The sequence below is a fragment of the Polaromonas sp. CG_9.11 genome (assembly GCF_015752225.1).
In the GTDB taxonomy this organism is placed as follows: Bacteria; Pseudomonadota; Gammaproteobacteria; order Burkholderiales; family Burkholderiaceae_C; genus Polaromonas.
The window spans coordinates 1-11,791 of record NZ_JADOVE010000041.1; the positions used below are offsets into that span (position 1 = coordinate 1).

Sequence of the window (11,791 nt, forward strand, 5' to 3'; positions counted from 1 at the left end):
GTGATGTGAATGCGGTGTTCTGGTCATGAAATGAAGCTGTCGGGCAGTTAGCCATCAAAGAATTGGATGCGACAACAATTCTGACACCCGGGGGTAGTACGGAATGTGGTCAACGAAGCGGCTCACGGTCGTGTGCGCCACCAGACCGGCCGTGGGCATGCCCTTGTCAATGATTTGCGGGTCCACCGGTTCTTGTACCAGGGTCTGGCAGCACTTGCAGGCCCACTTTCCCCGTATGTGGCGGTGCACGAAGAACTGAGCCGGAATGATGTCCAGGCGCTCGCTCACGTCTTCGCCGATACGTACCATCGCCTCGCCGCAGTCACAGATCGTGTTCTCTGGCTCATGGTGGTGGTCAACCCGTTTGAGGTGCTCGGGCAAGGCTTGGCGTTTTGGCTTGCGAGGGGTGTCGGTGTCTGGAGCATTGCCCGGCACTTTGAATGCTGCCTTCAGAGCTGCGAGTTGGGCTTCCAGGTCTGCCTGGTCGGCTGCCATCGTTTCTTCAAACAGCTGGCGTTGTTCGGCAGACATGCATTCGGTCTTGGCACCGAAGCGCCAGGCCTTGAGGCGGCGCAGCTCAAAGGTGATGCTGGCGATCTTGGCATCCCTGAACTCGATGGCCTGGGCCTGTGATTCGATTTGCCGGCTCTGCTCGCCAACGTGTGCCAACACGCGGGCGGCCAATTGGGCAGCGGCCCCAAGGCTCAGACCGACAAAGTCTTGGGCGCTGAGTTGGTCGACGCGGAGCATGTTTGTATTGTGCAAAATCCACACAAAAAAAAGAATCAGGGCATCCTCTGATTGCCCTTTTTGCAGCGTTAAAGAACAGTTCCTACAGCCGCGTAATGGACTGCATTTGTTCCAGTCGGCTCCACGGAAGTCCCAGCACCAGGGCGTCGAATTGCTGCTTTGTCAGCGTCATCGAGGTGGCCATACTGGCGCCACCGCGTGGCCATTCAAACCCGCCCTGATTGAGCCGACGGGCCGCACACCACATGCCAAAACCATCGTGCAGCAGCAGCTTCATGCGGTTGCCACGGGCGTTGGCAAACAGGTAGCCGTGATGGACCTGGGCGGCACCGAACACCTGCACCACCCGTGCCAACAAACGTTCCGTTCCCATGCGCATGTCTATCGGGGTGGTTGCCAGCCACAGCGCGTCGATGCGGATCATCGTAGCCACTCGCGCAGCCAGGCGCCACAATCACCGGCCAGGTCGCTCGGCCACATCACCGTCATCGAGGAGGTGCCGCGCCGCAATTCCATACGGATTTCTGCCGTGGCCGCCACCGCCACAGGTTGGCTGGCAACGGGTTCGGGCTGTGTGCTCAAGGTGACCGGCACAAACGCCTGTGGCTGGGTGACCAGCGTTCCCTGACTATGCTCACGTATCCATCGATGCACGATGTTGGCATTGATGCCGTGTTGCAGGGCTACTGCAGCAATGGACGCGCCAGGACACGCGCATATCTGGACAACCTGCAGCTTGAGCTCAAGGCTGTAGAACCGGCGCTTGGGAACCTGGGTGGTGCGAGTCTCGCTCGCCATGGTGTGCATGATGTTCATCGCGCACACTATCTCAACCTATTCGCAGTCCTTCAAGATGGTGTGCCCAGCCGCTTACGCGGAAGCGGACTTGTGGAGGGTGAAAGAAGTTTCGTGTAAACGATTTTTGGCCGGAAGCTGCTGTCTTGCATGAAGCCGAGATGACCGTAGAAGTGAACCCCTTACCGAACGAGCTGATTGATGCCCTGCTGGCAGGACTATAAAAGCCCCGAAGACTTGGTAGGCCAGAACGCCCTTTTGAAGCAACTGACCAAGGCCCTAGTCGAGCGGGCGCGGCAAGCGGTATTCAGAAGCACGCTAATTGAAAATCACCTCTCTTTGGTCGCTAATATCGCGTTTCAAGCCTTTTCAGTCAAAGTGCTCAGAATGGTTGAGCAAGCTGCTTGACCGTCAACGCACAAAACCATTAGATGCGACATGGAGCCGGGTTTGCTCTCCTGCTGCCGTGCGGTGGCGGTGGCGCACAGTTCCCTGATTACGATCGAACCAAGGTTATCCTTTGCACCAGTCTAGGATGATTTGGCGGAACAGTTGCTCCGCTTCGCCTATCCGCGCGACATAGCAAAATTCATCAGTCTGGTGCGCCATATGAGGTTCTCCCGGTCCCAAAATCACGGTCGGTGGCTTCCCCAGCGGTTCGCGCAAGGCTGCCGCATCGGTGAAATAAGAAACAATCTTAGGCTGCAAGGGCGCGTCGAAACAGGTCTGGCAGCGCGCGAATACGCTCTGCATCCAAGGGTCTTCGGGTGCAGTGAAGACGCTGCCTACGTCGAGCAGGGTTTGTAAGCCGATGCCCGGACCCATACGACTGCATAGACAACCCCATATCTGCCTGTGGTCTTGTCCAGCGACTGTGCGAATATCGATCGTCATCTCGGCTGCATCCGGAACCGAGTTGATATTCAAACCACCACGCGCCGTTCCGATGTTTAGCGTGCCCTGTCCCATCAACGCATGGGGTGGGGTAGCGAAATCAAAGTTTTCCAGCGCCAGTGCTGCGCGCGCGATCTTGTAAATGGCGTTGTCGCCGGTCTCCGGCATCGAGCCGTGGGCGGTGACACCGGTCGCACTGGCTTTTAGCCAGAACGCGCCCTTGTGGCCTACCAGCGGTTGGTTGCCGGTCGGCTCAGCCACAACTAGCGCCCCGGCCTTGCCAAGAATTTCGGCCACATCTGTCATGCTCACCAGATGGAACGCTCCTTCGCAGCCGGTCTCTTCGCCGGCGGTGATGACCAATGTCAAACCTGCACTGTCCTTGATCTCGCTGGCCACCGCGATCGCAGCAATGGTGAAGGCGGCGACGCCACTTTTCATGTCGCTGGAACCACGGCCGTACAGCTTGTCGCCCACGATCTCTGCGCCGAACGGGTCATGTTCCCATTTCGCTGAACCGAGCGGGACCACGTCGACATGGCCAGTGAAGCAGATCGGCGGTTTGTCGGATCTGCCGCCTATGCGTGCGACCAGGGTGCTGCGGTGCGGTGCGAAGTCAACCAGCCGGCATTCGTAGCCTGCCGCCGACAGCAGCTCTGCCAGATACCGGGTGCACTGGTCTTCATTGCCGGGCGGATTGATGGTGTTCATCCGCAACAGAGTCTGGGTCAATGCGACGGCATCGTTGACCGGGATACTTGATAAGTTGTCAGCCATTTTGGGTTCCATAGTGCGATTGATGGGCGGGCGATCAGGCCAGCGCCCTTGCTGCCCCGTGTGTGTTTCTGCGTTCGCCCGGCAGTTTTCGCTGTTGGTGCGTGCGAATCGGTCAGCATCATTCAGTGCGGTGCTTTGCCTTGGAATAGTACGACAGTCTGCTTTTGGCACCAAAGTGGCCCACTGCTTCCTGCGTGTTCAATTTGACTCACTCGGGTTTCCCCTCGTGGTGAGTAAGGGCAATGTCTGGCATAAATCGTGCATGTCAATATTCAAGTGACTTGAACTGTATTCAATAAACAGTCAATCTGGATCATGTCACTTAATTTGAATTCTTCAATCCACCCGAAAGGAAGTGACTATGCGCAGGCGAAACACGGTATTGGCAGGAACGGCGTTGTTGACGACATGCATGGGTCTGGCTCTTGTGGCCAGTCCCGTCATGGCGAAAGAAGTGGTGCGAATCGCCTTTATCGGTCCGTTGACCGGCGGGGTCTCCAATGTCGGCCTGGGGGGACGCAATTCCGCCGACCTAGCAGTGCGCCTGCGTAATCAGGACCCCAAGTCCAAATACACCTATGAATTGGTGCCGCAGGACGACGAGTGCAAGCCCAATGTGGGTGTGCAGGTGGCGACCAAGGTAGCAGCAGACAAAAATATCGTGGCTGGCGTCACGCACTATTGCTCGGCCGTCGCCATGGCCACGGCGGGCGTCTACAACCGTTTCGGCATGCCGGCTGTGGTGTGGGGTGCGGTTCTGCCCGAGGTCACCTACGGCAACAACTTTAAGGAAATTCATCGTGTCAACGGCACGATGATCAACCAGAACGAGGTCGCCTACAAGTTCATGGCCGGACTGGGCTACAAAAAATGGGCCATTATTCATGACACCACGGACTACGGCAAAGGACACAACAAGTACTTTGGCGAATTCCTGAAAAAAGGTGGCGGCAATGTCCTGGGCACCTTCGGAGTGACGGCTGACCAGCAGGACTTCACCACCGAACTGACCAAGATTCGCGAGTTGAATCCGGACGTCATTTACTTCGGCGGACTGACGCCGCTCGGCGTGCGGATTCGGACCCAAATGGAGAAGCTGGGCATCAAGGCGCAATTCCAGGGAACCTCCGGGATCAAGTCCGATGCTTATATTCAGGGCGCCGGCAAGGAACTGGCTGAAGGCTCGCTTTCCTTCATCGAAGGGGCGCCATGGGAGAAGCTGCCGGGCGGTCTTTTCTTCACCAGCAAATACGCGCAGCAAAAATACGGCGAATCGGCAGAGGCTTATGGTCCTTTTGCCTTTGCCGCCGCCAATCTGATCATGGATGCCGTGGAGAAGGTGGGTCCGGATCGCAAAAAAGTGCGTGATGTTCTGAACAATACCAAGGATGTCGAAACGATTGTTGGCAAGGTGACCTTTGACGACCACCGCCAGAACATCGTGCCGCTGATTACGAAGTACGTGGTGGAAAACGGCGCATGGGTGGTGTGGGAAGACAGCAGCTACGGCAAGGGCAAGCGCAAGCTGGCTGGTTTGTAATCCCCGGGATGCCCTCCTGCACGCCCTCGGCGGCGCGGGAGGGTCATCCTCAACCGTTTCAGGAAACCTGATGAGCGAAGTTAGTCAATATATCTTCAATGGCCTGATGCTGGGCGTGATTTACGCCATGGTCGCTGTGGGCTTTACCCTGTTTTTCGGGGTTCTGGACGTGATCAAGTTCTCGCACGGCGACACCTTGATGGTGGGTGCCTTCGCCGGGCTCACGGCGTCCATCCTGATGATGAAAATCGGGCTGGAGTCTCCGGTGCTGCAGTTGCTTGCGGTGGTTGTTTTTGCAGTCGCCGTCACGGGGTTGCTGGGGGCGGGAATCGCCAAGTTCCTGATCCTGCCGCTGCGGCACGCGCCGCCGCTCAACACGCTGCTGGCGACGCTGATGCTGGGCACCGTGATGCGCGAGGCGGTTCGTCTGTTCTATCCTGACGGCTCCAACCCGAAACCGTTTCCCGCGTTGCTGCCTACCTCCATGGTGGAGCTTGGCGGGCTTTCGCTGCGAATTGACAACCTGATCTTGCTGGCCAGCGGCTTGCTCGCCATTGCCGGGGTGCACCTTCTGATCACGCGAACCAAGCTCGGCCTGGCGATTCGTGCCGTGGCGCAAGACGGAGAGACCGCGCGTTTGATGGGTATCAACTTCGAGGCGGTTGTGCTGATCACCTTTGCACTGGGCTCTGGCCTGGCTGCGCTCGCCGGTGTGATGAACGGCCTGTACTACAACGAAGTCAACTTCAATGTCGGTTTACTGCTGGGGGTGATCGGATTTGCCGCGGCCATCCTGGGGGGGCTGGGCAATATTTATGGCGCCATCATTGGCGGATTTCTTTTCGCGGCCTTGCAGGTGATTGGCAGCGCCATGTTGCCCGCGCTGATTCCCGGCATTCCCAGCTCTTACAAGGACGTGTTTGCCTTCGCCGTCGTCATTATTTTTATGGCCTGGAAACCGACTGGTCTGATCGCCGAAAAGTCGAGCGAGCGAGTTTAGAACCATGAAACAAAAAGAAACCATCACCCCCGCGAAATCTGCCCTGATGCTCAGCATCGCCGCGCTTGTCCTGACCGTCTATGTGTGGTTTTTCCTCCATGCAGAAAGTCAAATCAGCATTGCCATTTTGCTGGTTGCCGCCATCCTGGTCGTGATCCTGAGTCGTCGATTCGGCGTGACCTTGCAGGTCGAGCAGTCGGCTGCCCGGCGCCCGGGCCTGACCCGATGGTTGGCCGTTGGCTCCGGTCTAGCCTTGATCGCGGCTTTCTACAATTCGCACTTCGTGCTGCTGATGTTATGCGGCGTGTTGTTGTACTCCACGGCCTGTCTCGGTTTGACGGTGCAATTCGGATATTCGGGCGTGGCCAACTTTGCCGGGGCTGCTTTTTTCGGCATTGGCAGCTACGCCACGGCCGTTCTTGCCACCCACACGGCCATTCCCCACGTTCTGGTCATCCTGATTTCTGGCGTGAGTGCCGCTGTCATTGGTTCGCTGCTGATCTTGCCCGTGTTGCGAACGCGTGGCCACTATGCGGCGCTGGTCACCATTGCATTCGGTATTTTGTTCAAGACCTTCATTGAGGTCAACGATGTACTGGGTGGGCCGCAAGGCTTGCAGGTGCCCGGATTGAGCCTGTTCGGCTTTTCGCTGAACGATGGCTTCAGTCTGTTTGGCCTGGAGATCTCGTTTTATGTTCCCTACGCATTGCTCAGTCTTGCCATGTTTGCAGGCGTCTATGCCTTGGTCAATGCACTGGAGCGCTCTTGGGTCGGCCTGAGCATGGACGTGGTGCGAACCGATGAAACGGCGGCATCAACCTTCGGCCTGCACATCGTTCGCTGGAAGGTCATTGCCTTCACCATGGGCAACTTTTTCGCGGGTATCGCCGGCGGTCTCTACGGGATGATCATTGCATTCGTCGCGCCCAATAACTTCACGTTTGGAGACTCGCTGCTGATGCTCTCGATTGTCATTTTGGGCGGCCTGGGCAATATTGCCGGCTTGATTCCGGCTGCCATGATTGTGTTGATTCTTCCTGAAAAACTTCAGTTCATCCAGGAGTACCGTTTCCTGTTGTACGCCGCGCTGGTGATTGTGATTCTGCTGTTTCGGCCGCAGGGGTTGCTGCCGCGCAAGACAAGGATATTTTTCGCCAGAAAGGGTTCATGATGGCCGGCCAATCCTTGATCTCGGTTGACAAGCTGACCATGCGCTTTGGCGGCCTGACGGCGCTTGATGAACTGTCCATGTCTGTGCATGAGGGCGAAATACTCGGCCTGCTGGGCCCGAACGGCTCTGGCAAGACCACTTTTTTCAATGTGTTGACCGGGCTGTACAAAGCCAGCAGTGGCAGCATTACGCTGGATGGTGAAAACATTCTTGGCAGGACGCCGCAGGAGATTTACCGCAGCGGCGTGGCCCGTACGTTCCAGCGCTCCCGTCTTTCGCTGTCGCTTACGGTTTTCGACAATATTGTCATTGGCGATTACCAGCACATGCAGCATGGCCTGATCTTCAATTTGCTGCGGCGAAAGGCGTTTCGGGCCGAGTACGACGCCTACGTCGAAAAAGTGAGGGCCTTGCTGGAGATCTTCAGTCCCCCGCTGGTCGGGCGGCTGTTCGAGCCGGTCGAGAGCTTCACGATGATCGACCGCCGCCGGATCGAGGTTTGTCGCGCGCTGCTGAGTCAGCCGCGCTTGTTGCTCCTGGACGAGCCGTCCGCAGGGATGACCCATGATGAAACCGACGAGTTGATGCAGGATATTCTGCAGGTCCGCAGAAAGTTGGACAAGCTGTCTGTCGTCCTGATCGAGCATGAAATGAACGTGATCGAAAGAATCACCGATCGCTGCGTCGTCCTGAACTACGGCAAGAAGATCGCCGAGGGAAGCTATGTCCAGATCACAGCCGACCCGTACGTACAGACTGCTTATCTCGGAGAAGCAGCATGAGCAAACTCAGTGTCAAGAATCTCACTACCGGCTATGACAAGGTCAATGTCTTGCATGATGTTTCGATCGAGGTGGAGCCGGGCAAGATTACCTGCATCCTGGGGTCAAACGGGGCGGGCAAGAGCACGCTGATCCGTTCGATTCTTGGGCTGACGCCGCCGCGCCAGGGCAAAATTTGGTGGGATGAGCGTAACCTTGCCGGTGAAAAAACGCACAAAATTATCGCCAGCGGCATTGCCTGCATTCCCGAAGGCCGCAAAGTCTTTCCGCGCATGACCGTCGGGGAAAATCTGGCGCTCGGCGCTTTTCTGGAGACCTCTCCTGCCCGGATTCGGGACCGGCTGGCGCGGGTCTACGAGATATTTCCCCGCCTGAAGGAGCGGTCGGTGCAGCTTGCCGGCACGATGTCGGGAGGCGAGCAGGCCATGGTCTCGATTGGGAGGGGTCTGATGGCCGAACCCAAGTTGCTGCTGATTGATGAGCCATCGCTTGGTTTGTCGCCTTTGTATGTGAAAGAAAACTTCAAGGTGATCCAGCAGATCAATGACCTCGGGGTGACGGTTCTGCTGGTGGAGCAGAACGCCCGTCAAACGCTGGCGATTGCGCACTACGGATATGTTCTTTCGCAGGGCAAGGTCGTCGCTTCTGGCACGGCACAAGCGCTGTCCGAGAATGACAACGTGCGTTCGGCGTATTTCGGCTGAGTCGGTAACATGCATAACATTCTCACACTGTCTGCACGAGAGCTGGCCGCCAGGGTTTCGCGCAGGGAATTGACGGCTGAAGCCGTGACGCGGGCCTACATCGAACAGATTCAGGCTTGCGAACCATCGGTCAAGGCATGGCAGTTCTTTGATGCAGAGATTGCACTGCAAAGCGCGCGTGCACTGGACTGCAACACCCACAGCAGCGACGCACTGCTTCTAGGTGTCCCGGTCGGGGTGAAGGACCTGATGGATACTGCCGACATGCCAACCGCCTATGGTTCGCCTATTTACGCGGGGCAGCGTCCAGCGTTCGATGCCGCATGCGTGGCCGCTTGCCGCGATGCCGGGATGGTGGTACTTGGCAAGACCGTCACCACTGAATTTGCAACCTTTCAGCCTGGCGTGACACGCAATCCGCGCGCGCCCGCAGACGCGCCCCGCACGCCGGGCGGGTCTTCCAGCGGCTCTGCCGCGGCGGTGGCTGCGAGCATGGTGCCACTGGCGCTCGGAACCCAGACCGCCGGCTCCATCGTGAGGCCGGCGTCCTACTGTGGCGTGGTCGGCTACAAGCCCTCCCACGGGACCTTGCCGCTGGCCGGCATCAAGCCGCTCTCGCCCAGTCTTGACACGGTAGGCGCGTTCGCCCGCTCGGTGGATGATGTGGCCTTTTTTGTTGGCGCATTGACCCGGGTCAACCTGGACCCGCAGCGGCAATCTGCCCTTCGCGTGGGCATTTGCCGCACTCCCCATTGGGACCTCGCCTCAGACGATGCACGCCGCGTGCTTGAACATTCGGCACGCCAGTTTGAAAAAGTTGGCGCACACGTTCATGACTTTGTTTTGCCGGCTTCGTTCGACGGGTTGTCGGAGGCGCAAATTCAGATCATGGCTTATGAAGCGGCGGCTGCGTTTGCGCCGGAGCGTCAGCGGCAAGCGGAAAAGTTCAGCCCAGCCTTTGCGCAGCTCCTGGCACTGGGGCAGTCGCTGCACGGGACCGACTTCGCAGCGGCGCAGTTACTGGCGATTGCTGCGCGAAGGGCGCTGGACGCCGTCTTCGCGTCAGTGGATGTGCTGATTGCCCCTAGCGCCGAAGGCGAGGCTCCTGCTGGGCTCGACGCCACCGGCAACCCCATCTTCAGCCGTCTCTGGACGCTGCTGGGGAACCCCTGTGTGCATGTGCCGGCAGGGACGGGAGTGCACGGCATGCCGGTAGGCGTTACGGTCATCGGTCCGCGATGGGCTGACGCGCTGACATTGAGCGCAGCGCATACGCTAGAGCTCAGTCTGAGCTGAACATGAAGAAAGAGTTGAATGTGACCAACCTAGAACAGCAAGACCAGACGGTGGCCTGCGAACGTGCACAGGACCATGTGCAACATGATCGCCTGCAGTCGGTCATTGCCGAGCTTGCGGCCTTTGGCGGACGGTCGGATGGAGGTGTATCTCGCGAGACCTTGACCGACAAGGATCTCCAGGCTCGCCGCTATTTGATCGATCTAGCCCGTTCGCGTGGGTGCTCGGTAAAGATCGATGACTGTGCCAATCTTTTTTTTCGGCGTCCGGGAACATCCGATTTGCCACCTGTACTTACCGGCAGCCATGCCGATACCCAGCCGGTAGGTGGCAAGCTGGACGGGGCCTACGGCGTGCTTGCCGGCCTAGAGGTGATTGCTGCGTTGAATGATGCGGGTATCGAGACCCTGCGACCTGTCGAGGTCGTTGCGTGGACCAACGAAGAGGGCTGCCGCTTTGGTCCGGGTGCCATGGGTTCCAGCGCCTTTGTCGACCCGAGTTATCTGCCCATTTATCGAAAGTCTGTCGATACTAAGGGTGTGAGTTTTGGGGACGCGTTGGACCTGGCCCTGGAGGCTGTACCTGATGTTCCCCGTCGGCTAATGGCAGAACCGATGTCAGCTTGCGTGGAGCTGCATATCGAACAGGGTCCTGTGCTTGAGCGAGCTCTTGTGTCGCTGGGCGTCGTCACAGGCATCCAAAGCGTACGCTGGTATCGAATCCAGGTGACTGGCACTGCCGGCCATGCGGGCACCATGCCCATGGGCGAGCGCGTCGATGCCATGGCCGCCGCCGTCGGGTTGGCGCAGCAGCTGTATGCCTATCAGGCGGTGGAGGCTGGGGAAAAGTTGCGGCTGACGCTGGGCCGATGGCTGGTGAGCCCGAACTCCATCAATACGATTCCCGGTGCCGTGGAGTTCACCGTCGATGTTCGCTGTGCCGATGAGCAGGTTTTGGTTCAGTTCGAGGCGGCGTTGAACAAGATCACCCAAGCCTATTCCTGGGCAGGGCAGATCGAAATCGAATCCATTTTTTCCCGTCCCCCGACGCATTTCCCTGCCGCGATGCTGGATCTGATTGAAATGGCCTGCACACGCGCTTGCAGCAAGGCTTCGCTGGATGCGCCTTTGCGGATGACGTCTGGCGCTTTTCATGACGCCATGTATCTCGCGGAGCATTGCCCGACAGCTATGATTTTTGTTCCGAGCAAGGGGGGGGTCAGTCACAATGCTGCGGAGGAAACCGCACCTCATGAGTTGTTTTTGGGTGTTCAGGCGCTCGCTTATGCTGTGACATCGCTGGCCAATGCCTGACCCTTCGGGCAAACAAATGGTGGTGCTCATGAAATCAAATCTCGTTGCTGCGCCAAAGCCGGAGGACGCTGTCGTCAAACCACCCTCCATGCTCGGCGTCCGGCTGAGGCATGCTCGCCTGGTTGCTGGTCTGACCATGACGCAGGTGGCGCAGAAGTCGCAATGTTCCGAGAGTCTGATCTCAAAAATAGAAGCCGGACAGGCATCTCCTTCATTGGCCATGCTGCATCGAATTGCGGTCACACTGGACACAAACATTGCCACGTTGACGACCGAAGAAGCGCCTAGGGAGGGACCCGTCCTGCTCAATGGTGAGCGTCCTGTTATTAAGGCCGGCGGAATTTCTCTGGAGCGCATAACGCTTCCCAAGCGGGGTGGCCTTCTACAGGCCAACATTCACATCGTTCCGCCAGGCGAGGCGAGCGACGGCTTGATAGAGCATGTCGGGGAAGAGGTTGGCTTTGTCTTGGAGGGAAGCCTTGAGCTGATGCTGGGGAGTGAGTGTCACCTGGTCCAGGCCGGAGATGCATTTTATTTTTCCAGCCAGACGCCTCATGGCTATCGCAATGTCGGCAAGGTTGCTGCAAGAATTTTTTGGGTGAATACTCCAGCGACTTTTTAGGAGTCTGGGTGGCAGACGGATTTAAGCGGGCGCGAATTGGTTCTTAGCCGTTCACCCCCTGTGTCAGACTAGTTGTCGCCTCTAAAAAATACTCTTTTAGACGCACCGACAACAATGAAGCAAAAATATTCCGAAGCATTTATCGAA

12 protein-coding genes and 1 pseudogene are annotated in these 11,791 nt (G+C 57.9%); 9 read left to right on the plus strand and 4 right to left on the minus strand.

The features are described from left to right. Positions 1 to 54: 54 nt before the first annotated feature. The 3 genes from IWX85_RS19315 to IWX85_RS19325 all read right to left on the minus strand — a co-directional run bounded on the left by IWX85_RS19315 (position 55) and on the right by IWX85_RS19325 (position 1,548). Positions 55 to 750 (minus strand): IS66 family transposase zinc-finger binding domain-containing protein, encoded by a 696-nt coding sequence (locus IWX85_RS19315; RefSeq protein ID WP_231380019.1) that lies wholly within the window; start codon positions 748 to 750, stop codon positions 55 to 57. 82 nt (positions 751 to 832) lie between these two features. Further along, positions 833 to 1,174, minus strand: a complete 342-nt coding sequence (gene tnpB / locus IWX85_RS19320; protein ID WP_036806547.1) for an IS66 family insertion sequence element accessory protein TnpB — start codon at positions 1,172 to 1,174, stop codon at positions 833 to 835. After that, positions 1,171 to 1,548 (minus strand): transposase, encoded by a 378-nt coding sequence (locus IWX85_RS19325; protein ID WP_231380021.1) that lies wholly within the window; start codon positions 1,546 to 1,548, stop codon positions 1,171 to 1,173. The genes tnpB and IWX85_RS19325 overlap by 4 nt, the downstream gene beginning before the upstream one ends. A 158-nt stretch (positions 1,549 to 1,706) precedes the next feature. Between IWX85_RS19325 and IWX85_RS21050 the strand changes: the two are divergent. Then, positions 1,707 to 1,848: pseudogene (locus IWX85_RS21050) on the plus strand (IS256 family transposase); the annotation flags it as partial. Between the two features lie 210 nt (positions 1,849 to 2,058). On the opposite strand, the gene IWX85_RS19330 reads toward IWX85_RS21050, so the two are convergent. Beyond that, the gene (locus IWX85_RS19330) at positions 2,059 to 3,216 is read right to left on the minus strand and encodes a M20 family metallopeptidase (protein WP_036814434.1); all 1,158 of its coding nucleotides are present in this window, start codon (positions 3,214 to 3,216) and stop codon (positions 2,059 to 2,061) included. Positions 3,217 to 3,577: 361 nt separating this feature from the next. Between IWX85_RS19330 and IWX85_RS19335 the strand changes: the two genes are divergently transcribed. The 8 genes from IWX85_RS19335 (at position 3,578) to IWX85_RS19370 (ending at position 11,644) form a co-directional block, all read left to right on the plus strand. Continuing rightward, positions 3,578 to 4,756 carry a branched-chain amino acid ABC transporter substrate-binding protein gene (locus IWX85_RS19335; RefSeq protein ID WP_051984580.1) on the plus strand — a complete coding sequence of 393 codons (1,179 nt, stop codon included), beginning with the start codon at positions 3,578 to 3,580 and terminating at the stop codon, positions 4,754 to 4,756. Between the two features lie 70 nt (positions 4,757 to 4,826). After that, positions 4,827 to 5,756, plus strand: a complete 930-nt coding sequence (locus tag IWX85_RS19340) for a branched-chain amino acid ABC transporter permease (RefSeq protein WP_036814351.1) — start codon at positions 4,827 to 4,829, stop codon at positions 5,754 to 5,756. 4 nt (positions 5,757 to 5,760) lie between these two features. Further along, the gene (locus tag IWX85_RS19345; RefSeq protein WP_196870861.1) at positions 5,761 to 6,927 is read left to right on the plus strand and encodes a branched-chain amino acid ABC transporter permease; all 1,167 of its coding nucleotides are present in this window, start codon (positions 5,761 to 5,763) and stop codon (positions 6,925 to 6,927) included. Next, the gene (locus tag IWX85_RS19350) at positions 6,927 to 7,709 is read left to right on the plus strand and encodes an ABC transporter ATP-binding protein (RefSeq protein WP_081932845.1); all 783 of its coding nucleotides are present in this window, start codon (positions 6,927 to 6,929) and stop codon (positions 7,707 to 7,709) included. Before IWX85_RS19345 ends, IWX85_RS19350 begins: the two co-directional genes overlap by 1 nt. Then, positions 7,706 to 8,413, plus strand: coding sequence for an ABC transporter ATP-binding protein (locus IWX85_RS19355; RefSeq protein ID WP_036814355.1), 708 nt, complete (start codon positions 7,706 to 7,708; stop codon positions 8,411 to 8,413). The genes IWX85_RS19350 and IWX85_RS19355 overlap by 4 nt, the downstream gene beginning before the upstream one ends. Before the next feature lie 9 nt (positions 8,414 to 8,422). Further along, positions 8,423 to 9,709 carry an amidase gene (locus tag IWX85_RS19360; RefSeq protein ID WP_036814359.1) on the plus strand — a complete coding sequence of 429 codons (1,287 nt, stop codon included), beginning with the start codon at positions 8,423 to 8,425 and terminating at the stop codon, positions 9,707 to 9,709. A gap of 2 nt (positions 9,710 to 9,711) precedes the next feature. Further along, positions 9,712 to 11,022: a M20 family metallo-hydrolase gene (locus IWX85_RS19365; RefSeq protein WP_051984581.1), complete on the plus strand. Its 1,311-nt coding sequence runs from the start codon at positions 9,712 to 9,714 to the stop codon at positions 11,020 to 11,022. Positions 11,023 to 11,050: 28 nt separating this feature from the next. Beyond that, on the plus strand, positions 11,051 to 11,644 hold the full coding sequence (locus IWX85_RS19370; RefSeq protein ID WP_036814443.1) for a helix-turn-helix domain-containing protein: 594 nt from the start codon (positions 11,051 to 11,053) through the stop codon (positions 11,642 to 11,644). Positions 11,645 to 11,791 lie beyond the last annotated feature (147 nt).

Coding starts and splice junctions, on each gene's coding strand:
- IWX85_RS19315 (WP_231380019.1), bottom strand. CDS start 750: ATGCTCCGCGTCGACCAACTCAGCGCCCAAGACTTTGTCGGTCTGAGC.
- IWX85_RS19360 (WP_036814359.1), top strand. CDS start 8,423: ATGCATAACATTCTCACACTGTCTGCACGAGAGCTGGCCGCCAGGGTT.
- IWX85_RS19325 (WP_231380021.1), bottom strand. CDS start 1,548: ATGGCGAGCGAGACTCGCACCACCCAGGTTCCCAAGCGCCGGTTCTAC.
- IWX85_RS19370 (WP_036814443.1), top strand. CDS start 11,051: ATGAAATCAAATCTCGTTGCTGCGCCAAAGCCGGAGGACGCTGTCGTC.
- IWX85_RS19350 (WP_081932845.1), top strand. CDS start 6,927: ATGGCCGGCCAATCCTTGATCTCGGTTGACAAGCTGACCATGCGCTTT.
- IWX85_RS19365 (WP_051984581.1), top strand. CDS start 9,712: ATGAAGAAAGAGTTGAATGTGACCAACCTAGAACAGCAAGACCAGACG.
- IWX85_RS19340 (WP_036814351.1), top strand. CDS start 4,827: ATGAGCGAAGTTAGTCAATATATCTTCAATGGCCTGATGCTGGGCGTG.
- IWX85_RS19330 (WP_036814434.1), bottom strand. CDS start 3,216: ATGGCTGACAACTTATCAAGTATCCCGGTCAACGATGCCGTCGCATTG.
- IWX85_RS19355 (WP_036814355.1), top strand. CDS start 7,706: ATGAGCAAACTCAGTGTCAAGAATCTCACTACCGGCTATGACAAGGTC.
- IWX85_RS19335 (WP_051984580.1), top strand. CDS start 3,578: ATGCGCAGGCGAAACACGGTATTGGCAGGAACGGCGTTGTTGACGACA.
- tnpB (WP_036806547.1), bottom strand. CDS start 1,174: ATGATCCGCATCGACGCGCTGTGGCTGGCAACCACCCCGATAGACATG.
- IWX85_RS19345 (WP_196870861.1), top strand. CDS start 5,761: ATGAAACAAAAAGAAACCATCACCCCCGCGAAATCTGCCCTGATGCTC.